The organism is Paenibacillus sp. FSL P4-0338 (assembly GCF_038002365.1).
Classification (GTDB): domain Bacteria; phylum Bacillota; class Bacilli; order Paenibacillales; family Paenibacillaceae; genus Paenibacillus_AQ.
The window spans coordinates 2,241,326-2,265,539 of the sequence record NZ_JBBOCG010000001.1; the positions used below are offsets into that span (position 1 = coordinate 2,241,326).

Annotated in this window: 26 protein-coding genes and 1 tRNA gene; 4 read left to right on the forward strand and 23 right to left on the reverse strand. The window is 51.8% G+C overall.

Annotated features, from left to right (window positions below):
* Positions 1-22: 22 nt before the first annotated feature.
* From topA to MKZ07_RS09865, 5 genes are all read right to left on the reverse strand, one after another.
* Positions 23-2,119, reverse strand: a complete 2,097-nt coding sequence (topA, locus tag MKZ07_RS09845) for a type I DNA topoisomerase (protein ID WP_036692472.1) — start codon at positions 2,117-2,119, stop codon at positions 23-25.
* 99 nt (positions 2,120-2,218) lie between these two features.
* Complete coding sequence (gene dprA, locus MKZ07_RS09850) at positions 2,219-3,337, reverse strand: DNA-processing protein DprA (protein WP_036692471.1); 1,119 nt, start codon at positions 3,335-3,337, stop codon at positions 2,219-2,221.
* A gap of 250 nt (positions 3,338-3,587) precedes the next feature.
* Entirely contained in the window at positions 3,588-4,517 is a 930-nt protein-coding gene (gene sucD / locus MKZ07_RS09855) for a succinate--CoA ligase subunit alpha (protein ID WP_341025647.1), read from the reverse strand.
* 66 nt (positions 4,518-4,583) lie between these two features.
* Positions 4,584-5,741 (reverse strand): ADP-forming succinate--CoA ligase subunit beta, encoded by a 1,158-nt coding sequence (gene sucC / locus MKZ07_RS09860; RefSeq protein WP_036692469.1) that lies wholly within the window; start codon positions 5,739-5,741, stop codon positions 4,584-4,586.
* Between the two features lie 412 nt (positions 5,742-6,153).
* On the reverse strand, positions 6,154-6,624 hold the full coding sequence (locus tag MKZ07_RS09865; RefSeq protein ID WP_036692468.1) for a MarR family winged helix-turn-helix transcriptional regulator: 471 nt from the start codon (positions 6,622-6,624) through the stop codon (positions 6,154-6,156).
* A gap of 148 nt (positions 6,625-6,772) precedes the next feature.
* On the opposite strand from MKZ07_RS09865, the gene MKZ07_RS09870 reads away from it, so the two are divergent.
* Positions 6,773-7,201 (forward strand): organic hydroperoxide resistance protein, encoded by a 429-nt coding sequence (locus tag MKZ07_RS09870; protein WP_341025649.1) that lies wholly within the window; start codon positions 6,773-6,775, stop codon positions 7,199-7,201.
* Between the two features lie 105 nt (positions 7,202-7,306).
* Here MKZ07_RS09870 and MKZ07_RS09875 read toward each other — a convergent pair whose 3' ends face one another.
* The 11 genes from MKZ07_RS09875 to MKZ07_RS09925 form a co-directional block, all read right to left on the reverse strand.
* A complete protein-coding gene (locus MKZ07_RS09875) occupies positions 7,307-8,998 on the reverse strand; it encodes a YifB family Mg chelatase-like AAA ATPase (protein WP_036692465.1) in 1,692 nt (563 codons plus the stop codon).
* 210 nt (positions 8,999-9,208) lie between these two features.
* Positions 9,209-9,718, reverse strand: a complete 510-nt coding sequence (locus tag MKZ07_RS09880; RefSeq protein ID WP_036692464.1) for a metallophosphoesterase — start codon at positions 9,716-9,718, stop codon at positions 9,209-9,211.
* Between the two features lie 34 nt (positions 9,719-9,752).
* A complete protein-coding gene (locus tag MKZ07_RS09885) occupies positions 9,753-10,007 on the reverse strand; it encodes a hypothetical protein (RefSeq protein ID WP_083684912.1) in 255 nt (84 codons plus the stop codon).
* A gap of 297 nt (positions 10,008-10,304) precedes the next feature.
* Positions 10,305-10,691, reverse strand: coding sequence for a YraN family protein (locus MKZ07_RS09890; protein ID WP_036692462.1), 387 nt, complete (start codon positions 10,689-10,691; stop codon positions 10,305-10,307).
* Positions 10,688-10,990 (reverse strand): EscU/YscU/HrcU family type III secretion system export apparatus switch protein, encoded by a 303-nt coding sequence (locus tag MKZ07_RS09895; protein ID WP_036692460.1) that lies wholly within the window; start codon positions 10,988-10,990, stop codon positions 10,688-10,690. The genes MKZ07_RS09890 and MKZ07_RS09895 overlap by 4 nt, the downstream gene beginning before the upstream one ends.
* Positions 10,987-13,242, reverse strand: coding sequence for a hypothetical protein (locus MKZ07_RS09900; protein ID WP_341025651.1), 2,256 nt, complete (start codon positions 13,240-13,242; stop codon positions 10,987-10,989). Before MKZ07_RS09900 ends, MKZ07_RS09895 begins: the two co-directional genes overlap by 4 nt.
* Positions 13,243-13,312: 70 nt before the next feature.
* Positions 13,313-13,945 (reverse strand): ribonuclease HII, encoded by a 633-nt coding sequence (locus tag MKZ07_RS09905; protein WP_341025652.1) that lies wholly within the window; start codon positions 13,943-13,945, stop codon positions 13,313-13,315.
* A 444-nt stretch (positions 13,946-14,389) separates the two neighbouring features.
* A complete protein-coding gene (gene ylqF, locus MKZ07_RS09910; RefSeq protein ID WP_036701219.1) occupies positions 14,390-15,253 on the reverse strand; it encodes a ribosome biogenesis GTPase YlqF in 864 nt (287 codons plus the stop codon).
* Between the two features lie 40 nt (positions 15,254-15,293).
* The gene (gene lepB, locus MKZ07_RS09915) at positions 15,294-15,914 is read right to left on the reverse strand and encodes a signal peptidase I (protein WP_036701218.1); all 621 of its coding nucleotides are present in this window, start codon (positions 15,912-15,914) and stop codon (positions 15,294-15,296) included.
* 255 nt (positions 15,915-16,169) lie between these two features.
* Entirely contained in the window at positions 16,170-16,514 is a 345-nt protein-coding gene (gene rplS / locus MKZ07_RS09920; RefSeq protein WP_036701215.1) for a 50S ribosomal protein L19, read from the reverse strand.
* 146 nt (positions 16,515-16,660) lie between these two features.
* Entirely contained in the window at positions 16,661-16,954 is a 294-nt protein-coding gene (locus tag MKZ07_RS09925; RefSeq protein WP_036701213.1) for a hypothetical protein, read from the reverse strand.
* A gap of 278 nt (positions 16,955-17,232) precedes the next feature.
* Between MKZ07_RS09925 and MKZ07_RS09930 the strand changes: the two genes are divergently transcribed.
* A complete protein-coding gene (locus MKZ07_RS09930) occupies positions 17,233-18,180 on the forward strand; it encodes a hypothetical protein (protein WP_341025653.1) in 948 nt (315 codons plus the stop codon).
* Positions 18,181-18,298: 118 nt separating this feature from the next.
* Here the strand turns inward: MKZ07_RS09930 and MKZ07_RS09935 are convergent, their stop codons facing one another.
* Complete coding sequence (locus tag MKZ07_RS09935) at positions 18,299-18,556, reverse strand: hypothetical protein (RefSeq protein WP_036701211.1); 258 nt, start codon at positions 18,554-18,556, stop codon at positions 18,299-18,301.
* Positions 18,557-18,783: 227 nt separating this feature from the next.
* On the opposite strand from MKZ07_RS09935, the gene MKZ07_RS09940 reads away from it, so the two are divergent.
* Positions 18,784-18,978, forward strand: a complete 195-nt coding sequence (locus MKZ07_RS09940; RefSeq protein WP_036701210.1) for a hypothetical protein — start codon at positions 18,784-18,786, stop codon at positions 18,976-18,978.
* A gap of 201 nt (positions 18,979-19,179) precedes the next feature.
* Positions 19,180-19,263, forward strand: a complete 84-nt coding sequence (locus tag MKZ07_RS33550) for a putative holin-like toxin (RefSeq protein WP_353953970.1) — start codon at positions 19,180-19,182, stop codon at positions 19,261-19,263.
* 255 nt (positions 19,264-19,518) lie between these two features.
* Here MKZ07_RS33550 and MKZ07_RS09945 read toward each other — a convergent pair.
* The 6 genes from MKZ07_RS09945 to ffh all read right to left on the reverse strand — a co-directional run bounded on the left by MKZ07_RS09945 (position 19,519) and on the right by ffh (position 24,203).
* A tRNA-Pro gene (locus tag MKZ07_RS09945) sits at positions 19,519-19,592 on the reverse strand.
* Between the two features lie 919 nt (positions 19,593-20,511).
* Complete coding sequence (gene trmD, locus MKZ07_RS09950; RefSeq protein ID WP_036701255.1) at positions 20,512-21,300, reverse strand: tRNA (guanosine(37)-N1)-methyltransferase TrmD; 789 nt, start codon at positions 21,298-21,300, stop codon at positions 20,512-20,514.
* Entirely contained in the window at positions 21,300-21,824 is a 525-nt protein-coding gene (gene rimM / locus MKZ07_RS09955; protein ID WP_036701208.1) for a ribosome maturation factor RimM, read from the reverse strand. The genes trmD and rimM overlap by 1 nt, the downstream gene beginning before the upstream one ends.
* Positions 21,825-21,928: 104 nt before the next feature.
* Positions 21,929-22,159 (reverse strand): KH domain-containing protein, encoded by a 231-nt coding sequence (locus MKZ07_RS09960; RefSeq protein ID WP_020432321.1) that lies wholly within the window; start codon positions 22,157-22,159, stop codon positions 21,929-21,931.
* A 22-nt stretch (positions 22,160-22,181) separates the two neighbouring features.
* Positions 22,182-22,454 carry a 30S ribosomal protein S16 gene (gene rpsP, locus MKZ07_RS09965; RefSeq protein ID WP_036701203.1) on the reverse strand — a complete coding sequence of 91 codons (273 nt, stop codon included), beginning with the start codon at positions 22,452-22,454 and terminating at the stop codon, positions 22,182-22,184.
* A 357-nt stretch (positions 22,455-22,811) separates the two neighbouring features.
* A complete protein-coding gene (ffh, locus tag MKZ07_RS09970) occupies positions 22,812-24,203 on the reverse strand; it encodes a signal recognition particle protein (RefSeq protein WP_036701200.1) in 1,392 nt (463 codons plus the stop codon).
* Between the last annotated feature and the right edge of the window lie 11 nt (positions 24,204-24,214).

The window sequence follows — 24,214 nt, forward strand, 5'->3', positions numbered from 1 at the left end:
TTCCGTTCCTCCTGTAACCCTATTATTCTGCTAACTCATCGCTGTCGATTACAGCCTCTGTATGATCGCATGAAGTACACTGCAGCTTGGTTCCCTGCTTGTTACGCTTCTCGATCATCCAGGAGCCGCAAGCCGGACAAGGCTTCACTGACGGCTTATCCCAGGAGACAAAGTCGCAGCCCGGATATTGATCGCAGCCGTAGAAGACGCGCCCCTTCTTGCTGCGCCGCTCCACTACCTTGCCTTCATGGCATTTCGGACAGCTTACACCGATATCCTTAATGATCGGCTTAGTATTGCGGCATTCCGGAAATCCGGAGCAGGCCAGGAATTTGCCGAACCGGCCCAGCTTATAGACCATTGGCTTGCCGCATTTCTCACACAGTTCATCGGAGACCTCATCTTCAATCTCAATTTCCTTCATTTCTTCTTCCGCATATAGGAGTCTTTTCTCAAAGGACTCATAGAACTGGGCGAGTACCTTCACCCAATTCTCCGCACCTTCCTCCACATGGTCAAGATCCCCTTCCATATGGGCGGTGAATTCCACATTGAGAATTTCTGGGAAGAACTCTTCCATTTGCTCTATGATTAGCTCTCCAAGCTCAGTCGGCATGAACTTCTTCTCTTCAATCGCCACGTACCCGCGCTTCTGGATCGTCTCCAGGGTCGGCGCATAGGTACTTGGACGGCCTATGCCCAGTTCCTCAAGCGTCTTGACGAGACGGGCTTCTGTATATCTTGGCGGCGGCTGGGTGAAATGCTGCTTCGGCTCGATCCCGCGCTTCACCAGCTCATCGCCTGCCTTCAGCTGCGGCAGAAATTTCTCTTCGTCTGTCGTGCCGTCATCATTGCCTTCCACATACACCTTCATGAATCCCGGGAACGAGACCTTGGACCCTACCGCTCTAAATATCGCTGTACCGGCTGTTATGTCTACCGACAATGTATCCAGCACCGCAGAAGACATCTGACTGGACACAAAACGCTCCCATACCAGCTTATACAGCCGGAATTGATCACGGCTCATGAATTCCTTGACCATATCCGGCTCGCGCAGTGCAGAAGTCGGACGGATCGCCTCATGCGCATCTTGGGCGCCCGCAGCCTTCTTGGAATATTGGCGCGGCGTCTCGGGAATGAACTTCTCACCGTATTTGGCTTGGATCAGCTCCTTGGCTTCATCCTGGGCTGTAGTGGATAGACGCGTGGAATCCGTACGCATATAAGTGATTAATCCGACAGTGCCTTCCTTGCCCAGCTCAACTCCCTCATAGAGTTGCTGTGCGACAGACATCGTCTTGGACGCGCGGAAGCCCAGCTTACGGGCAGCCTCCTGCTGCAGTGAGCTTGTTGTGAACGGAGCGGATGGATGACGCTGTCTCTCTTTCTCCTTTACTTCTTTGACCTGGAAGGCCGCGTTCTTAATCGCTTCCAGCACTTCCTGCACATCGCTCTCCTGGCCCAGTTCCTTCTTCTCGCCGTTCAGCCGGTGGAACTTGGCTTCGAATTCAGAATCCCGAATCGCTAGCTTAGCAGTAATGCTCCAGTATTCTGTAGGAATGAATTCGGAAATTTCATTCTCCCGGTCCATCACAATCTTGACCGCTACCGATTGTACCCGTCCGGCGGAGAGGCCTTTTTTGACTTTCTTCCATAATAGAGGGCTAATCTTGTAACCGACAAGCCGGTCCAGAATCCGCCGCGCCTGCTGGGCGTTCACCAGATCCATATTTATCTTGCGCGGTGTCTTGAAGGCATCCTTCACCGCCTGCTTGGTAATTTCATTGAAGACCACCCGGCATTCCTGAGTGTTGTCCAAATTCAGTGCATTTGCCAAATGCCAGGCAATGGCTTCCCCTTCGCGGTCCGGGTCGGCTGCGAGATAAACTTTTTTGACTTTTTTGCTGGCATCCTTAAGTTCCTTCAAGATAGAACCCTTGCCCCGGATCGTTATATATTTGGGATTGAACTGATTCTCCACATCCACACCGATCTGGCTTTTTGGCAAATCTATGATATGCCCCATTGATGCCTTAACAATATATTTGCTGCCCAGATATTTACCAATCGTTTTTGCTTTTGATGGTGATTCTACAATAACCAACGCATCTGCCATAGGTTTTCCTCCCAAAAGTTCGTAAGCAGATCACCTCCTGAACCAGTCCTCGGACCCGGCTGAACCAGGATGTCTATGCTTACCACAGTTACTTCTATATTAAATTACCTTATAAATTGCACCCGGTAATTGTGTTACCGCTTTTTTTATGATTAAAGATAACAGAACTGAATGCAAATGTCCAAAATCCCACCTCGTTGACGCCAGCAGTTCATCGAGTGTAAAGGGGCCTTGATGCAGTATATGGTAAAGGTGCAGCTCCTCACTTGTCAATTTCTTTTCCATCAGATCGGCTGGGCTCTCTTGCTCTAATGCTCCTGCTAAAGCTGATTCAGCCCCCTTGGAAGGAAGGTAGGAGACGTATTCTTCCACAATATCTGAGGCGCAGGTTACCAGCTTCGCACCTTGCTTAATCAACTCCAGTGCCCCTCTGCTCTTGGGAGAGGTCAGCGGCCCCGGTACGGCAAACACATCCCTACCTGCTTCAAGCGCAGCATCAGCGGTGATCAGGGACCCGCTGCGGCTATCTGCTTCCACTACCAGTGTTCCCAGTGACAGACCTGCGATAATCCGGTTGCGCTGCGGGAATAATCCGGGATGACTCGGAGTTCCGATAGGATATTCGCTAAGAACCAGCCCTTCCCGCGAAATCTGCCGCTCCAGCTCACGGTTATCCGGAGGATAGACCTTATTGAGGCCGGTTGCCACCACGGCAATAGTCCCTCCTGCTCCGCCTAGCGCCGCTTCATGACAGACACTGTCAATCCCCCTCGCCAGGCCGCTTACAACCGTGAGACCGGCTGCACTTAGCTGTCCCGCCAGCATCTCCCCCACTTTGCGCCCATAAGCGGTAGGCACCCGGGTCCCAACCATAGCAACAGAGGGACGGGAAGCCAGCTCCAGACGGCCACGATAGTACAATACCCAAGGCGGCTGAGGGGTTTCCCGCAGCTGCATAGGATAGTGATCGTCCAGAATGGTGACCATCGCTACACCGCTTTCTTCCATTAAAGAGCGGCGCTTCAGCACCCATGCTTCATTAAAGTCTACAGCCAGGCGCGCGGATATCACACCGTTGATTCCAACCCGCTCCCATTCCTCAGCAGAACAGGAGAAGACAGCATTCGTCAAAAGACCCGCCCGGCGGATCTTGTCGATACTTTTCCACCCAATCCCCTCCATCTCATGCAGACCGAACAATAGCTCCCGAATTTCCATATGTATTCTCTCCCCGTGCGGAAGGGCCAGCCTTCCTTATTGTCTTAAACCCAACCTGACTTAAACCAAAAAAAGCAACCTTTCATCCGCATAATCCGGGACAAAAGGTTGCTTACCTTCAACATTCATTATACCTGCTTCAGCAGGAAAAGCTGTGACCAAACAACCCCACAAAGTGGAGATTTAGCTTCGATGATAACTCAGGTACTTTGCGGGACCCCAAAACATTTCGAACTAGCGTAGAAGCGCTCTAGTGGGTTGTGAAGGCATTCAGGATGCCGCGTTCCTCAAGCACACTGACGAGGGTAGAGCCCATTTCAGCAGGTGTTGGCGCTACCTTAATGCCGCAGGACTCCAGCACAGCGATCTTCTCGCTCGCCGTCCCTTTACCGCCAGAAATGATTGCCCCGGCGTGACCCATCCGTTTGCCCGGAGGTGCCGTGACCCCGCCGATGAAGCCCACTACAGGCTTGGTCATGTTCTCTTTGATCCACAGCGCTGCTTCTTCCTCAGCTGTGCCGCCGATCTCACCGATCATAATAACAGCTTTAGTGCCCGGATCTTCATTGAACAGCTTAAGGATGTCGATGAACTCCGAGCCCTTCACCGGGTCCCCCCCGATGCCCACCGCTGAGGATTGGCCGATTCCGCGCTCCGTCAGCTGATCTACGGCCTCATAGGTCAAGGTTCCGCTTCGGGAGACTACACCGACATACCCCGGCTTATGAATATAACCAGGCATAATGCCGATTTTGCATTCTCCAGGCGTGATGACACCCGGACAGTTGGGACCGATCAGCACTGTGGAGCGGCCCTCCATGTATCTGGACACTTTGACCATATCGAGCACCGGAATGCCTTCTGTGATACAAATGACCAGGTCCATCTCTGCATCCACCGCTTCCATAATCGAATCTGCGGCAAAAGCAGGCGGTACGTAAATGACACTTGCAGTTGCACCAGTGGCAGCCTTAGCTGCAACAACCGTGTCGAAGACAGGCAGACTCTTCTCGGTGCCGTTGTCCAGGGTAATCTGAACCGTAGTGCCCCCCTTGCCCGGTGTTACACCGCCAACCATCTGAGTACCGTAGTCCAGCGCGCCTTTTGTATGAAATAAACCCGTAGCGCCGGTAATTCCCTGGGTGATGACTTTCGTATTTTTATCTACAAGAATGCTCATGCGATAGGTCACATCCTCACTTATATTGTCGAATACGAGACTGGCTCCCCACAAAGGCAGCTATGCTTACACAAGAGCAACGATTTTGCGGGCACCGTCCGCCATGGAATCAGCAGCAACGATATTCAGTCCGGAGCCGGCGAGTATCTCCTTGCCCAGTGCCACATTCGTGCCCTCAAGACGTACGACCAGCGGCTTGGTTAAGCCAAGCTGTCTTGCCGCTTCGACTACACCGGTAGCGATGACATCACAACGCATAATTCCGCCGAAAATATTAACAAAGATACCGTTCACCTTGTCATCGGACAGGATGATTTTGAAAGCTTCCGTTACCTTCTCAGTTGTCGCACCGCCCCCTACATCGAGGAAGTTGGCCGGTTCGCCGCCATAATATTTAATGATATCCATAGTTGCCATCGCCAGGCCCGCACCGTTCACCATACAGCCGATGTTGCCGTCCAGTGCGATGTAGCTGAGGTCGAATTTGGACGCTTCGATTTCTTTGGCATCCTCTTCGTCCAGATCACGCAGCTCCAGGATATCCTTGTGGCGGAACAGACTGTTGGAATCGAAGTTAAGCTTAGCATCAAGCGCCATCACATTACCGTCAGCAGTAACAACCAGCGGGTTGATCTCCGCAATTGAGCAATCTTTATCCACAAAAGCCAGATATAGCGCTTGCATGAACTTGACTGCTTTGTTCACCAATTCGGGAGGAATAGAGATACTGTAAGCCAGTTTGCGCGCCTGGAAGGTCTGAAGCCCCACCGCCGGATCCACGATTTCCTTAAAAATCTTCTCGGGATGTGTAGCCGCCACCTCTTCAATCTCCGTACCGCCCTCTTCGGATGCCATCATGACGACACGTCCGGAAGCGCGGTCCACAACCAGACCAATATAATATTCTTTGACAATCTGACAGCCCTCTTCAATCAGCAGCCGCTTCACTACCTTGCCTTCGGGTCCCGTCTGATGGGTGACCAGTGTCTTGCCAAGGATCTCGGACGCATACGCGCGAACCTCATCACTGTTCTTCGCCAACTTGACGCCGCCGGCCTTGCCGCGTCCGCCAGCATGAATCTGCGCTTTGACTACAACCACAGGTGTACCCAGCGCTGCGGCAGCTTCCACTGCTTCGTCCACTGTATAAGCAACTTTTCCGTTCGGTACGGCTACGCCATACTTCTTAAGTACTTCTTTTCCCTGATACTCGTGGATATTCATTCCGGAAGCCTCCTAAAGTGTTGCGGTGACCTGTGCAGGCAGCCTGCGGTCATTCCGCATTCCGTTTTGATTGTCCAAAGCCGGGTCCAGACCGGTTGTTAACCGGCAATATCCCGGTACAAGCAGAGCGCCGGCGCCTGAAGCATACGCTGCAAACGGTACAGTTCTCTGCCAGTAGCATATAGTTCCTATCACAAGGTGATATCTATAATTACCTATATGCCAGAATGTGAAACCCAGAATATTGTAACATGTTTTAAAAACGCTTTCCTTAAAAACTTTCACTATTTATACATACATTTTCGCTCGGTTTCATGCCGGAATGCGAACGATTGCATTGACATCCATGCAGAAACGGCTTTACCGCCCTTATTCAGGACGGTGAAACCTATACTCTTATATGGGAGCGAGACTACGATTTCGAATTGCTAACGTTAGCTTCATGCACCCGGTTCAGGAGATTTTTGAACTGTCCCAGCAAGTCTATGAACTCTACCGGGGAGAGCATCGTGCCTTCTGCCATTTTGCCGGGAATGCCCATAGCATCCTGCCGCAGCGCCAAGCCTTGGGCTGTTAATGAAATCAGCACCTTCCGCTCATCCTGCAAAGAACGTTCACGCAAAATTAGTCCTGCAGCCTGCAGACGCTTGAGCAGCGGAGTCAGCGTCCCTGAATCGAGGAACAGAGCTTCACCCAGCTCCTTGACTGTACATTGTTGTCTCTCCCACAGGACCAGCATAACCAGATACTGCGAATACGTTAATCCGATCTTATCCAGATGAGGCTGGTATAGCTTCGTAAATTCACGCGAACACGCATAAATCGTAAAGCAGAGCTGGTTCTCCAGCATAAGCTCAGGGGTTGTAGTAGATTCTTTTTGCATTTCTTCTTCACCTGCCTTTGTGACATTAGTTTATCACAATTCATCCATAATATCATGTTAATAGCGGGAAATAGATTGACTTTTATTTTAATTGTGTTAAATTTAGTTGTGTACAATACTTTATGAAAACGAACGGGAGCGATTAAATATGATGACCATCCAACAGAAAATGTACGAAACAACAGTAAAAGCCGTAGGCGGCAGACAAGGTTCTATCGAATCCGACAGCCCTAAGCTTAATCTTGCGATTAGCACACCACGCGAAATTGGCGGCGCCGGCGGTGAAGGTACCAATCCTGAGCAGCTGTTCGCAGCCGGATACTCCGCTTGCTTCGACAGCGCGCTGAATATGGTTGCACGTATGGGCAAGGTAAAGATCGAAGGCTCAGAAGTTACGGCTACTGTCAGCTTCGGTAAAGTGGAAGACGGCGGCTTCGGCATTGCCGTGAAGATGGATGTTCTCGTCAAGGGTGTTGACCGTGAGACCGCCAAGCAACTCGTAGAAGCAGCTCACGGAGCTTGTCCTTACTCCCGCGCGACCCGCGGCAATATCGAAGTTGAACTGAACGTGCTATAAGAATAGCTTCCCAAGTGGAAACGGCATTGCCGTCCTTTTAAAGGACGGTACCGTTTCAGCATGCCAACCCCCTGCCCGGCGGCCCCGGACGGGGGTTTTGGCGTGTCAGGCTTCCTCCTCCACCATGACCTGCCTGTCCAGATTGCGGTATTGGACTGCTTCGGCCAGATGCGCAGCGCTAATCTCCTCCGTTCCTTCCAAATCGGCAATCGTGCGGGCCAGCTTAATAATCCGGTCATGCGCCCGCATGCTAAGCCCGAGACTCTCCAGAATACTGCTGAGCAGCATCTCCTCTTCCGGCCGCAGCGCAGCATAACGGCGAAGCGCCGCCCCAGACAGCTCGCTGTTCCAGGAGATCGGTAGAGTGTTATACCGCTTCGCCTGAATGGCTTGAGCCCGCAGGACCTCAGAACGCATCTGTGCCGTTGAGACCGGAGGTACACTCCTGTCGCCTTCTCTTGGACGCGGCACATCAACCTGCATATCCATCCGGTCCAGCAGCGGACCCGAGATTTTGCCCCGGTACTTAGCGATTTTGGCCGGACTGCAGCTGCACCTCTGTTCCGCATTGCCATTACCAAGAAATCCGCACATGCAGGGATTCATGGAGCAAGCGAGCAGGAACTGGGCCGGGAAGGTGAAGGATGCCCGTGCCCTGCTGATTGTGACAATCCCATCCTCCAGCGGCTGACGGAGCACTTCAAGCACAGTCCGGGAGAACTCGGGCAGCTCGTCCAGGAAGAGAATACCGCGGTGCGCAAGGCTAACTTCCCCCGGCTTCGGAATTCCTCCCCCGCCGATCAATCCGGCTGCTGAGATGGTATGATGCGGTGAACGAAACGGACGTTCCCGCAGCAAGCCGCCTCCGCCGTCTCTAAGCTTCCCGGCAGCACTGAATATCTTCATCACCTCAAGCGATTCTTGATCGGTAAGATCGGGAAGAATTCCGGGTAACCGCTTAATCAACATGGTCTTCCCCGTACCTGGAGGGCCGATCAGAATAATATTGTGCATCCCGGCAGCCGCAATCGTAAGCGCCCGCTTCACATGATTCTGGCCAATAACATCGCTGTAATCTTCATTCATTAGCTGCTTCACCCCAAGCTGGGAAGGAATCTTCTCCGCTGGCTCAGAACGATATCTCAAATGGTCAAGGGACAAAGCCAGAACGGGCGGACGTTTCCTGGAAGACGCTTCAGCACTCACAGATACTGATACTGGAAACGGTAAATCAGCCTGCAGCAGCTCAGACCCGGCCACTTCAGATCGTTCAACCGAATTCGGCGGAATAATCTGACCGGGCTGAGGCAGCTCCCGCAGATGCCCGGCAGTGTACACCTTCATTCCCGCGATCAACGCAGCTTCCGCCGCATTGCCGGGTGGCACCAGGACAGCATGAATTCCGGCCTGCCGCGCAGCCTGGGCCATAGATAATACCCCATTTACCGGCCGCAGACTTCCGTCCAGCGCAAGCTCACCAATCAGCAGCATCTGCCCGGCTTCCGGCATGACAAGCTGGCCGCTGGTCGTCAGTATCCCCAGGGCAATCGCCAGATCAAACGCCGAGCCCTCCTTGCGCAGATCCGCCGGGGCCAGATTAATCGTCACCCGCTGCTGGGGATAGCTGTACCCGCAATTTTTGACAGCGGCCCGCACCCGTTCGACCGCTTCTCTGACTGCCGAATCTGGCAGGCCGATAATAATGGTCTGCGGCAAGCCGTTAGCCAGATCCACCTCTACTCCAATCATTACACCTTCAATGCCATACAGGCATGCGCTATGCATTTTTCCGTACACAAATAAGCACCTCTTCTCCAGAAATACGCCCGCAGCGGGCGTTCGTTTCCAGGAAAAAAGGTGCTTCCTCTTTTTCCGTAAGCTTAATTACACTCAGTATAGCCGTAACCCTACACAAGATGCAAGGTTATTGCGCATATAATGCTGCACAAAAATCAGCTTTTAATAGTCTTGCATAATTGCGCAATCATGACCAAAGAATCATTTTATTCAGCCTTCTTCACTGGCTACCACCGAATTCCTGATCTGCTCAAAGGACAGCGGGGTGTAATTCCAGTGTTCCACACAGATATTAAAATGATGATTGCCTTCATACTTCTGTCCATGAATATGTCCGTGCACATTCACGTAAGGCATATGCTTGTTCATATACATCGGCTCATGCGAGAGCAGAAAAAACTCCTTGTATATCATCGGATACTCACTGACCTCATCAAACCCGGCTTCCAGCCACCAGTTCCGTCCGCGTCCACGGTCATGATTGCCAAGAATCAATATCTTGTACCCGTTCAGGGCAGCCACAATGCTCCGGGTATCCTCTTGATTCCTGAAGGAAAAGTCCCCAAGATGAAAAACTGTGTCCTCCTTGCCTACGACAGCATTCCAGTTCGCAATCATCATCTTGTCCATCTCTTCCGCACCGGCAAAAGGCCGCGATTCAAAATCAATGATCAGGTTATGGCCAAAATGATGATCTGAGGTAAAAAATACTTTGGACAAGACCGCTCCCCGCTTTCGCTAAGTGCCTGATTCCTTATTCATTCCACTTCCGTTTGGCTCCGCGCCGATTCACATCCATTTGTATTAATTCTGCCACGGGCGGCGCTTCCTCATGCTCGATCAGCCATTTGCGCATTTCCTTAATAGCCTCCACTTGTCCGTTGCCCTTGTCGCGCCAGGTCAGCAGCTCGATCACATTGATGACCAGTGACAAGAGGCTGCTGTTGCTGTCTTGAGTTTTCTCAGCACGCATCTTGTGGAATAACGCTTCATTCTCCCAGTCAATCAATATCTCTTCCGCTATTGCAGGCCGCATAACGGTAAATGTCTTATTGCAATTACTGCAGCATACAACGGATAAGGGCTCTGCGCCAAGTTCCGTTACTATATTATGCTCACAATTTTGGCAAGTAAAGCTTACCTGTATATTCATTGGTTGATTCCTCATTCCGGCAGCCCTCCTCATGGTGGCATTAAAAGTTACACTAATGTTTACCCACTTCTTTTGAGAAATGACCCATGAAGTCCGGCATCTGTCAAGGATAATTGTATAATTCTACCCGTTTTTTTGAAAAACAGAGAACCGCTAAAAGGCGTCCCGGAGATGCCGCAGGGAGCCGATGCTTAAATCCGGCTGAAGCTGTACAGCAATCACATCGAAGGCAATTGCATTCGGCTGCAGTCCCTGCATGTGCAGGTAGACCCGGGCCGTCTCTCTCACCTGACGGATTTTGCGCGCATCGACCGATTCCTCCGCAGTGCCTTGTACAGCTGATCCGCTCCGGCTGCGCACCTCAATGAAGACCAGAGCGCCTTCATACTCTGCGATAATATCCAGCTCTCCGCTACGGCAGCGCCAGTTATAATCCCGGATGTGGTAGCCCCGTGAAGTCAGATACATTCGGGCCGCCTGCTCGGCAGCAGCGCCTTTCTCCTGGCGGGTGTAGGTTCTGCCGTCCCCGTTATGGCTCACTTCTGTCTCCGTTCCCCGGCTGTCCGGTCACTCTGGTATACATAGCTGAGAATCTCAGCCACCAGCTGATAGAGCTGAGGCGGAATCTGCTGGTCGAGATCCAGCTTCGATAGCACCTCTACCAGCGCAGCATCCTCCTGGACCGCTACTCCGTTTTCCTTTGCCTTTTGCAGGATGATGTCCGCAACCGAGCCTTGCCCCTTAGCGACAACCACCGGCGCTTCGCTCTGCCCTGGAATATATTTGAGCGCCACTGCCTTCTTGAGATTCTGCGGAACCTTCTGCTCAGACTCACTCATATGCGGTAATCTACTCCTTTGTACTCCTGAGGAGCATAATCGGACGGCTTCACCGCAGCAGCGGCCACGCTCCGTTCCGGCAATGCCTCCGTGCGCAAGCTGGATAGCTGATAGCCTATGCCTTCGACCGCCGCTTTCATCTCCTCGCGGCGGCCCTCCAGCAGCTCCAGTACCCAAGGTTCATCGTTATGCAGCTTCAGGCTGACGATGCGGTCCACCACCTGCACATCGACCATCGTCTGGCCGAGCTGCTTCATGTCCAGATCGAACCACAAGCGGCAATTCGCCGCGTCGAGCTCCCCTTTGCTGCCGCGCCGCGACTGGATCTGGACGGAGGCCGTCTCCCGGCCATCCGGCCCGTGCAGCGGCAGGAACATCGTCACCTGCGCGAACGGCGCGGTGCGGTCTGTATTCAGCAGCAGCTGCTGGCCTGTCAGCTGCTGAACCAGCTGGCCCGCGGCTTCCTTCACCGCGGGCGGGGCCTCACTGCTGCCCAGTACCTGCAGCAGCACGCCCTTGAGCGTACCGGCGGCATCTTCTGCGCCGCCGGACGCTGCCTGCGCAGCGGCGGTGTGCGCCCCGCCGCTGCGCAGGATCTGCTGCTCGTGCTCCGCACCGAGCAGCTTCAAGATCCGCCCCACCCAGGGGTCAGTCCCCTGGGTGGCGGCGGGTTCCCCCTGCGGCGGCGCAGCCGCAGGGGCTGCACTGCCGCCCGCCGCGCCGGAGGCGGGCGGCGCTTCGGCGAGCTGTGGCAGAGTGCCGCGCAGCTCGGAGAGCACACCCTGCAGCTTCGCAAGCAGGGCAGGCCCCGCAGCGCTCTGCGTCTGCGCGGCAACGCCCGCGCCCTCACGCACCCCAGCTGCGGTACCCGCACCTTCGCCACGCGCTCCCGCCGCGATTGCTGCGCTTTCTCGCGCTCCAGCCACGCTCCCCACAACTTCGCCACGTGCTCCAGCTACATTCCCCGCGCCTTCTCGCGTTCCTGCCACGCTCCCCGCAACTTCGCCACGCGCTCCTGCTACGTTCCCCGCTCCTTCACGCACTCCAGCTGCATTTCCCGCACCTTCACTACGCGTTCCCGCCGCGATTCCCGCGCCTTCTCGCGCTCCAGCCACGCTTCCCGCAACTTCGCCACGCGCTCCAGCTACATTCCCCGCTCCTTCTCGAGCTCCTGCTACAGGACCCGCACCTTCGCCACGCGTTCCTGCTACGTTCCCCGCTCCTTCACGCGCTCCTCCCGCATTCCCGACGCCTTCGCGCGCTCCAGCTACAGTACCCGCACCTTCGCCACGTGCTCCCGCAGCGTTCCCCGCTCCTTCACCATGCGTTCCTGCTACGTTCCCCGCACCTCCGCCACGCGCTCCAGCTGCGTTCCCTGCACCTTCACGCGTTCCAGTCGCGTTCCCCGCACCGTCACGCACTCCAACCGCATCCCCGCTTCCTGCAGGTTCTGCATCTCCCGCTGATACCAATTCAGCTTGTCCATTGGCACCCACAGCCTGCGAAATGCCCGCATTACCGCTCTGTCCCGCCTGAGTATTCACTCCGGCAGTCCCTCCATTGCCAGCCAGCGCAGCATTCACTCCGCCTGTCAGCAGCCCTGACGCAGGTCTGCTATTCCCCGCAGCTTGACCTGATCCGTCGCCTTCCGCCCCTTGCTTCACCCATACGTTCAGCGCAGTCTCCAGTTTCGCCAGCAGATCATGCAGCTTCGGTCCGAATACAGCCTGCTGCAGCCCCTTCACCGTCTCAGCCGTTACAGGCAAGCCTCGCTTCACCGAGATTACAGCCGCCTCCAGCCATTCTGAAGCAGGGACACCGGGAGGTTTGGCATTCATTACTGCATCCAGCTTCGCCGCAGTCTCCTTAGTGAAAGCCAGTCCTCCAGCCTGCATCGCTTGAACAATCTCCCGGCCCGTCTTGGAATTGGCAAGTCCAAGCGACTCGAGTGCCTCGCCCATACTCTGCGGCGAGACCATAGCCGCCTCCCCAAGAGATACCGGCTTAAGCACCGGCAAGCCGCCTTCTCCTGGTGCACCCACCTGCAGGTTCAGCGTCTGACCGGCTGCCAGCGGTGTTTCCAGTTCAGCCCGTACCGGCGTTCCCTGAATCTGCACCACCGCTTCTTTTCCGGAATCGGATACGCTAAGCACAACGCCGCGAACAACCTGACCTTCCTTAAGCTCTACAGATTTGGCCTCTCCCGCCTTACTGTCGCCAAGCAAACCGCGAACCAGTGATCCGATGTTCATGTTGTCCGCCTCCCTTCTTTCTATTTATATCGGTATTTCGCCTTCATTTGTGATTATCTGGGTCACACGCTTAGAATAAAGCCAGCTGTTCCTGCTCCGCCAGAATATTGCCGATGAAGCTGCGCCGGTGCATCGGAGTTACACCCAGTGCCTTGATCTGTTCACGATGCAGCTTGGTAGCATATCCTTTATGTACTTTAATCCCATAATCCGGGTATAATTCCTCCCACAAGCCCTCACAGAGCCGGTCACGGGTCACCTTGGCTATAATGGAGGCGGCAGCAATCGACTGGCTGTTGGCATCCCCTTTGATGATGGCGCGCTGCGGCAAGGGCAGTTCCACCTTCTCCGCATCAATCAGCATATAGTCCGGCTGCTGGCTTAAACCTTCTACCGCCAGGCGCATCGCCAAACGCGAAGCCTGCTTAATATTAATTTCATCGATCACCGCTGCCCCCACATGCCCTAAGCTTACCGCCAGCGCCTGCTCCATAATGGTCTCATACAGAGCATCCCGCTTTTTGGCCGTCAGCTTCTTAGAGTCATCCACACCCTCAATAATCAGCCCCACCGGCAAAATTACCGCTGCAGCCACCACATCCCCGAACAAACACCCCCGGCCCACTTCATCCACACCTGCGATGTGACGGAAAGATTGTCTCCAGCCTTCTTTTTCATACCCAAGCATATCTATCTCACTCATCGTCTCTCCACCTGCCCACTAAAATTAAAATAAGCTACATCTATGATCTTCCTACGAATATATGACAGAATGCGAATCCCAAAAGAGCTTCGAACTTGCACTCATTTCCATCCAATCCCAGTCTCAGAATCTTAAAATTCTGCACTGAATACAACAATCCCTTCATTAATACTGCGCAAATCCAAAAAAGTTGTATGAAAAACAACACTTCTGCTGCTCCGTCCAATATTAATAGAGAAAAGTTGCAATTCTTACATGATTGCTTCACGCATCCTCTCATACCCCTACCCTTGTTCTCTCCAACTCTCCCAATGTCTTTTCGCGCTCCTTCTCACACTTCACAGCACTAACGACTTCCAGCCCATTCTTCCTCAACCCTCTAATACGCAAAAAAAGAACCACCCCACATTCACGGATGGCTCTTCCATTCCATACTACATTCTACTATTCAGGTGTCTCCAGCGTGAAGCGTCCAAGCTTCCCGGCACGAAGCTCATGCAGCAGCGCGCGTGAAGCCTTCTCCAGATCTACACGGCCACCGCTCATCAGACAACCGCGCTTACGCCCTACCGCTTCCATAACGGCTACGATTTCATCCGGGTTCTCTAAGTCCTCCGGCAGCTTACTGATATCGAAGCGCTCCTTGAACCGGCTTCCGTAATCCTTCACCAGATATTTCACCGCATAATAAGCGATATCCTCAATATTCAGGATTTCTTCCTTAATGGCCCCGGTTACTGCCAGCTTATAGCCTACCGCCTGGTCCTCGAACCTCGGCCAAAGAATCCCCGGCGTATCCAATAGTTCCAGACTACCGCCGGTCTTAATCCATTGCTGGCCCTTGGTAACCCCCGGACGGTCACCGGTAATTGCAATATTTCTTCCTGCCATCCGGTTAATGAGAGTCGATTTGCCTACGTTGGGAATGCCCACAATCAGTGCCCGCATCGCACGCGGATTCATGCCCTTGGCAATTTGCCGGTCGATCTTGTCCTTTAGCAGCAGCTTCACCTGCTCCGGAATTTCTTTAATTCCAGTGCCAGTAGAAGCATCTACCGGATAGGCAACATGACCCTGCTCCTTGAAATAAGCCAGCCACTTGCGCGTAGCTTCCGGATCGGCCAGATCTGCTTTATTTAGAATAATCAGTCTTGGCTTGTCCCGCAAAATATCGTCAATCATCGGATTGCGGCTCGAAATCGGCAGACGGGAATCAAGCAGTTCTATTGCAACATCAATTAGCTTCAGCTTATCCTCGATTTGCCGTCTAGCCCTCGTCATATGACCAGGAAACCATTGAATGGCCAATGCCGTCACCTCCTTTGACTTCTGTCAGCTTCGTAATGAATTAATGATTTATTAATGAAATATTCTTCACCGGCCAGAAAATAAGGTCTGCACGGCCGACAATATCCCCCAGCGGCACATAACCGATCATCCGGCTGTCCGTGCTGTCAGAGCGGTTATCCCCCATTACGAACACATGGCCTTCCGGCACCTTATTGTCCGTAAACTGCTCATTCGGGAAGTTCTTATTGTTGTACAAAATGTTGTTATTATGCGCATCATCAATCGCGCCTTGGATGTACGTTTCGTTCACAGGCTCTCCGTTAACTGTAACGACATCCCCTTCAACTGTGACTGTGTCGCCTGCCACACCAATGACACGCTTAATGAAATCCCGGCCCTCTGAAGGCACATGGAACACAATGACTTCTCCGCGCTCCGGCTTGCGGATATCGTAGAGAATTTCGTTAACAATCACTCTTTCGCCGGTATGGAAGTTAGGCTTCATGGAAGGGCCGTCTACGATAAACGGTTTGAACAAAAGCCAGCGTATTAGAATAACCAGAACCAATGCAATCGCTATCGCTTTAATCCATTCCAGGACTTCATTCTTTGGCTTCCGGGGGCTCTGGCCGTTTGAATCAATCACTTCGCCTTGCCCTTGCTGCAAATCCTGCTGCATAGTTCACCGTCCTCTCCAATAATTGTTATCTCCACTATACAATACAAAAAAGCTCCTGCCAAAAACTCCCCCGCGATTACTCCTTCAGGAGGCCTTTTCGGAGAAGCTGTTCCTAAGGCACATATGTCTAAAAACCCACAAAGTGATGCTCGAACTTCGATGCTTACTCAGGTGCTTTGCGGGGAGCACAATTCTTTAATTACAAGAAATAAACGAAAGGGGCTTGAATTCAAGCCCCTTTCCTTTGTCACTATTCTAGCGACGAATTTCTTTAATTCTTGCAGCTTTACCGCGCAGGTCACGAAGATAGTACAGCTTCGCACGACGAACTTTACCGCGGCGAGCCACTTCGATTTTCTCGAGTTTAGGGGAGTTAACTGGGAATGTTCTTTCCACACCAACACCATAAGAGATTTTACGAACCGTAAAAGTCTCACCGATACCGCCGCCGCGACGTTTGATTACAACGCCTTCGAACAACTGGATACGCTCACGAGTTCCTTCGATAACTTTTACATGCACCTTCAAAGTGTCACCCGGGCGAAAACTCGGGATATCTTTACGAAGTTGCTCTTGTGTAATTGCTTGTAGGATATTCATTAAGGACTTCCTCCTTCCGTACAGGTGTTCTTGCCTCTTCCGGAGAGCCGTTGCTCTCCCTCATTATCCGCAGAGGACCACCGTATTCCACACAACAGAAGTAATTTTATCATAAAAGACAGGCTCATGCAACATATATTTATTCTTTAAAGCGGCAGCATATCCCGTTTCTTCGCCTTCACCTTGCAATCCTTGCAGAGTCCGACCACACTTCCGTCATCCTGGGCATAAAAAATCAGCTTGCCGTTCTTCTTCTTACAGGAGGAGCACTGCTGATCCGCAGCATTCTGCTTGGCCTTACGGTGCCCTTCCATAGAAATCACATTACTGGCCTTCCCCTGCTTCGGCGCTTCAGTCTGTTCTTGGCTCATCCGGCTGCGGTACACGGTATAGACAACTGCGCCCACCAACACAACGATCAGGAAAGCTGCATACTGCATTTGGCTCATCCGCCCCTCTGACTTGTTCAGTCAAAATAGTAAACAGACCGTCTCCCGGGTCTGCTTCCGTGCCGGCCCTCCAGCTGTCACATTTCATTCTTCCGTTCCTTAATCTAACGCTAGTGTACCATAATGCAGAGTTGAAATGTAGCCGCAGGCTTACTGGACTATAGTCCAGTACAACAACCCGCCGCCAGGCTGTTATCCAGTGTTTTCCCATAATATATAATACTGAGTATACATAAGCAAATAATCATGCCTTTAGGAGGGCCTATATAATGAAGAAACATCACAGCACAGCAATTATTGCAGCAATGGCCGTATTTTCTATTGCACTTACCGGCTGCCGGGAGCTTCCCGGCAAGGAAGCAGCGGATAGCCAACTGGAGCAGACGATCTCCGGCAGCTTCACCCAGGAAGCGGCAGAAGCCGTGAAGCAGAGTCTCAGCGATGCCAGTGATGCTGTAGGCGACGCCATCGAGAACACAGCGGGCATGATTGAAGATCAAATGAACACTAGCGGAATCAGCCGGAAGTTCTCCACCTCCCTGCCTATTGCTTCGGCTTCTGTCCTTAAGTTAGATAATTCGGTGGGGGAAGTCGCAGTGGCGCCCGCTTCAGGTGACGAGATTACTGTCCAGGCCACCGTCATTGTCCATGAGCAGACAGGCCATAAGCTGGTATCCGGTGTACTGGATCATACGGAAGTTTCTATTGAACATAAAGGTGACGCTCTCATCGTCTCTGCTCATGGTGAAGGCAATGCAAAGAAGGATCTCTGGGAATGGGCGCAGCATGAGTACGGCGATTCCAACTTCAGCATTAATTATGTAATCGGGATTCCAGAGACCGTTGACCGGTTTGAGATTGATAATAATGTAGGCACCGCTCAGCTCCGCGGGCTCGAGGGGACTTTTGAGATTAACAGCAATGTGGGCAGCATCATCCTTCAAGACACCGTGTTCACAGGCAAGTCCAGTGTGGAGTCGAATACGGGAAGTATTGAGCTTGGAGTATCCAGCATGACCAAGGGCAGCAGCCTCAAGGCCAAGAGCGATATCGGAAGAATCTCCGCCGATCTGTCAGCATCAACCGCATGTACGGTCAAAGCCCGCAGCGAACTTGGCCACATCTCCGGCGCTGACAACGGTACATCTAAGGATTATAATGGCGGCGGTCCGCTGCTATCGTTAACCACGCAGATCGGAGCTATATCCGTTAATTAACAGCCTCTACCTTGAGCGCATTTTACCCGTATACTATATCATCCTATAATTTATTCACGCAAAAAGTGGGCCTTCCTGACTTCCAGGAGCCCACTTTTTTGTGTTGTTCAGGCCATCGTCAGATTAGCGCAATCGCCAGAAGCGTGAACAGGCTCAAGGTAAGGATCTGACTGCCGTAGCCATAGTATCCGCCATAGTAGTTTCCTGCACCGCCCGGATAGAAGGCCGAAGTTTGCATTCTACCATTGCCCTTTGTTTTCAGATACACATTATTCCGGTCCACATCCACAATAATTCCTTCATGACGTTTGCCGTCAGAAGTCATAATGCGTACACGCTTATCCTTGCAATGGAGACAATTATAATAAGCTTCCATCTGCTGTTTCCTCCTTAATCGTGGTTCTGTATCTTATGAGGGGAGGGATAAGCCGGTAACGGCTATCGTCACGCAGCAGCTGTCTATAATTAAATTAGCTGTGAAATGAATAACTTGTGAACATTGTGTATCAATTTTGTGTAAAAAGGGGTAATATTAAAGTAACAAAACAATTAACCGCTTACGGTTGTGAACAATCTTCTACAATCCATAAGGAGGCAGGAATCATGAGTACAGCAGGCAGACGTTTTATTAATGAAGGAGTACTGCGGATCGCCTGGTTTATCATTTTCGCTTCGCTCACCTACACGGTGCGCAATTATACTTGGGCCATTGTATTGCTTATGGTTGTTGCCTTGTATTCACTGGTTACGGGAGTCATTATGCTTACCCGCCGGGATAGAGACAGGGGCAGGTTCTAGTTTAACCGCACATAGCCTTATCACCTAAATAAAAACACTTCCTACAGAGCGTGCTGCGCTGACGGAAGTGTTTTTTGTTTTAGCGAAAACGGGAATACAATAAATGCCAATCCTCTACAAAATATGATATAATCGCAGAAGCAATAGAATAGGCTTGCAAGGGCGGTCGGCTACCTCTCCGTAGAAGGGAGGGATGCCCATATGACAGTTAAAGACACATTAACGCTAATGATTTCATTTGCGACTTTGGTTGTTCTTATACTATCATTCCACAACAAAAAGTAGACCGCCCTCGGCAAAGGTGAATGGTCTACTTTTTGTTGATTATTCCACTTTTTAAGCCTACCGCCCTTAAAAGCGGCTATTGCTCGGGAGTCGTGTCGTATGTACGACTCCTGTAATTTCTATAGTATACAACATATTGCTTATAATTTAAAACCATTTATAGTTATTTTTACTTTCATCACTCTAATTCATACGCAATTTTTCATGAAGCTTGCAAAAACTCCCTCTTGGTAAGGAATCGTTATGTTGTTTAAATCGGAGTAACAGGATTTGAACCTGCGACCTCACCCACCCCAAGGGTGCGCGCTACCAGGCTGCGCTATACCCCGACATTTCAAATCAATCCATTCCTTCATACTTACGTCTGCCGCATACCTACGATTAACATACGTTCATCTAATACATAATATGACTGTAAGCGGTTACTTACTACTTATACTATAAATATACCTCACTAGTGCAGTAGTTTCAAATAGAGTTCAGCGTTTTTATGGAGTTCAATATTTTTTCGGATGTTATTAATATTTAATGGATTTTCCGTAAAGGCTGTGCTATACTCTTGGCACAAGGAAAGGAGGTGCGTTCACATCAAGCATGACATGCTGAACGTATCCCTTACCCGGACCAACGGCTGAATGGTTTAGCCTTGGTGGCGCGGGATACGGATCAAAGTTACAAACTAGCGCCTCGGGTAGAGAGACCGTCTTCGGACGGTCTTTTTTATTTACCTGCTTATTATCTAAAAATAACCGCTTGAGCCATCAGGACCTTAAGTCCTTCTGTTCAAGCGGTTATTGGTGTAATCTGCTGTATTACTGAGGCTATGGAACCTGATACCAGGGTCTAATTCATTCCTTGCACATCTTAGTTATGATTTACGATTCTTATAGAAATCGATAATATCACTTACTGTGCGGAGCGGCTCCGCTTCTTTGTTGTGGACTGTGTCCACGGCTGGCTTGAATGGTTCATGCGTATTCGTAGTCACTTCAGTCATTCCTTTCGATAGTTAAGCTAGCTGTGTCTTACGCTGCATCTACTCTTGCGGCGCCTCTTATTATTACCCCTCTACATGGGTACCGACACACCCCTGCTTCTATTTTCAAATAAAAAGCTACTCTTCCTGCCTACCTGTCACATTCATGAAACATGTCTTACAATCCCCAGCACACAGCAAAAAACGCCTCCCTAACGTAATATACGTTAAAAAGACGCCTGCTATGACTCTATTCAGGCCCAAATTTACAGTTAATTATTCTTAAGGCTTGCCTGCTCCTGCAGCCGCTTCAGCGTCTGCTTGTCCTTCACTGTCAGCTCAGCCGTCTCCAGCAGATCCGGTCTGCGTTCGAGGGTACGCTGAAGCGCCTGCTCACGCCGCCACACTTCGATATTGGCATGATGTCCGCTGAGCAGCATGTCCGGCACCTTCCAGCCCCTGAACTCTGCCGGCCGGGTATAATGCGGGTACTCCAGCAGCCCGGTGCTGAAGGAGTCAGAGATTGCAGAGGTCTCGTTACCCAGCGCCCCCGGCTGCAGCCGCACGATCGAATCTATTACGGTCAAGGCAGGCAGCTCACCGCCGGTCAGCACATAGTCGCCAATCGACAGCTCGTCCGTCACCAGATGCTCACGGATTCGCTCGTCATAGCCCTCATAATGACCGCAAATGAAGATCAGGTGCTGTTCCTGTGCCAGCTCTTCGGCGATCTGCTGGTTATAGGTCCGGCCCTGGGGGCACATCAGAATAATACGCGGCTTCACTGCCTCTGTATCCCCGTTGTCCCCATGCTCCCCGCCAGCGTTATTCTGAGCCAGCACATGCTCCACCGCTGCGAAGATAGGGTCAGGCTTCAGCACCATGCCTCCCCCTCCGCCATAAGGCGTGTCATCTACGCTATTATGCTTGTTGCCCGAGAAGTCGCGGAAGTTCACAGTGTTCAGTGAAGCAATGCCTTTATCACGGGCCTTACCGAGAATGCTGGTGCCGAAGACGCCTTCACACATATCCGGGAACAGCGTCAGCACGTCGATGCGGATCATGGGAGCAGCCCTTCCATGAGATGCACGGTGATTTTTTTGTCTGCAATATTGACGTCCAGCACTACATCGTTAATAACCGGAATCAGAATATCCTGGCCCTTCTTCGGCTTCACTACCCAGACATCGTTGGCCCCGGGCTGCAGAATCTCTGTAATCGTTCCCAGCGGCTGGCTGGCATCTTCATCCGTGTAGACTTCACAGCCTACGATCTGGTGGAAGTAATACTCGTTCTCCGGCAGCTCAACCAGATTATCACTAGGCACCTTGAGCATACTGCCTTTGTATTTCTCGATCTCATTAATATTCGTATACCCCTTCAGCTTGGCGATATACATTCCTTTATGTTCTTTCGCCGATTCTATCGTAACCTCGAATTTCGGGCTTCCGTCTGCGGGAATCAGCAGCAGCTTGTTGCCGGGTGCAAACCGCACTTCCGGGAAATCGGTATGCGACAGGATCTTGACCTCTCCGCGAATGCCGTGCGTATTCACCAGTCTGCCTACGGTTAACTCTTCTGTCATGTGTTCATCTCCTTCACGTTGATTGCGTACAGCTAATAAATTCTTATATTTTCAACAAAAAGGAGCCGGGATATACTATCCCTAGCCCCTCCTTGTGCGCATCCTTAAGATAAAATATCCACGGTAACGCGTTTATCACTTTTGACTGCTGCAGATGTGACTACGGTACGAAGCGCTTTGGCGATCCGTCCCTGCTTGCCGATGACCTTACCGACATCATCAGGATGCACGGAGAGCTCATAGACAATCAGGTGATCCTTCTCCACGGTCCGTACGGCCACATCCTCCGGATGATCCACTAAAGCCTTAGCAATAACACCAACTAATTCTTCCATAGAGGACCCTCGCAATCAGTCATTATTTCTGAAGCTTTGACTCATGGAACTTCTTCATCACGCCAGCTTTGGAAAGCAGGTTGCGGACGGTATCAGATGCTTGTGCACCTGTCTGAAGCCATTTAAGAGCCTTCTCTTCGTCAATCTTAACGACTGCCGGTACTTCGATCGGATTATAATAACCGATTTCCTCGATAAAACGGCCGTCACGAGGAGACCGGGAATCGGAAACCACTACACGGTAGAAAGGCGCTTTATGTGCTCCCATTCTTTTCAAACGAATACGTACTGCCACGAAATTCACCTCCTTAAAAGAATATCGTTGTCGATCCCTCCCAAACCCTCCCTTCCCGAAGGGAGGGCCCCAAGGGCTCTGCCCTCTGGACACCCGCTAAGTGCAACTAGCGTAGGCGTTCAGATTGGCGGGACTTGGAATGAGTTCGAGCGGAGACCGCTTTTCCTCCCTGCGGGATACGCTTGACTGGCGGCGTTCCCTGGCAACGAGGTTTTAAAGATTTCAAGATCGAAAGACTAAGATCAAAAGATTAAGGTCAAAAGACTACTCGATCTTCTGATGTTGTACTATATCAGATCTAGGGGTAAACCTTAAACCTAGAACCTAAACATTAAAGATTGACCCTGAAGATTAAGATCAACGGAACGGGAACTTCATGCCGCCTTTGCCGGCAAGGCCCTTGAGCTGCTTCATGGCGTTCTTCTTACCACCCTTGCCGCCTCCGCCGCCCATCATACCGGAGAACTGCTTCATCATCTTGCGCATTTCATCGAATTGCTTGATGAGCCGGTTCACCTCAGCGACGTTGGTACCGCTGCCTGCTGCAATACGCTTGCGGCGGTTGTGGTTGATAATCTCAGGCTGGGCTTTCTCGGCCTTGGTCATGGAATGAACAATGGCTTCGACACGGCCCATCTGCTTATCATCCACCTTCAGGTCCTTCATGCCCTTGGCCTTGTTCATGCCGGGAAGCATATCAAGAATCTGATCGATCGGTCCAAGCTTCTTCACTTGATCCATCTGCTCCAGGAAATCATCGAACGTGAACTCTGCATTGCGCATCTTACGTTCCATTTCCTTGGCTTTTTCGGTATCGATGTTGGCCTGAGCCTTCTCGATCAGCGACAGCATGTCGCCCATGCCGAGTATCCGTGAAGCCATCCGCTCCGGATGGAACGGCTCCAGCGCATCGATCTTCTCGCCGAGAGCGGCGAATTTGATCGGGCAGCCGGTGACCGCCTTGACGGATAACGCAGCACCACCACGGGTGTCACCATCAAGCTTCGTAAGCACTACGCCGGTAAGCTCCAGCTGCTTGTTGAAGCTGTCCGCCACATTCACGGCATCCTGACCGGTCATGGCATCGACTACAAGCAGCACTTCGTCTGGAGTTACCACGTTATGGATCTGCTTCAGCTCTTCCATCAGCTCTTCATCAATATGCAGGCGGCCTGCCGTATCGATGATGACATAATCCAGGTTGTTATCCTTCGCATGCTGAACACCTTGTCTGGCAATCTCTACCGGACTGGTCTGATCACCCAGCGAGAAGACAGGAACCTTGATCTGTTCTCCGAGCACCTGTAGCTGCTTGATTGCAGCCGGACGGTAGATATCGGCGGCTACGAGCAGCGGGCGGTGATTGCCCTTCTGCAGCAGCTTCGCCAGCTTACCGGATGTGGTCGTCTTCCCCGCGCCCTGCAGACCCGTCATCATGATGACCGTCGGCGGCTTGTTCGACTTAGCCAGCTTCGCCTGGCTTCCGCCCATCAGCTCAGTCAGTTCCTTGTTCACAATATCGATGATAACCATGCCTGGCGTGAAGCTGTCCATCACTTCCGTGCCAACAGACTTCTCTTTCACCTTAGACACAAAGTCCTTGACGACCTTGAAGTTAACATCGGCTTCCAGAAGGGCCAGCCGCACTTCACGCATCGCTTCGTTTACGTCATCTTCGGATACTTTCCCTTTGCCGCGCAGTTTGCTGAACACATTCTGCAATCTTCCGGTTAATCCTTCAAATGCCATAGGCGGCTCGC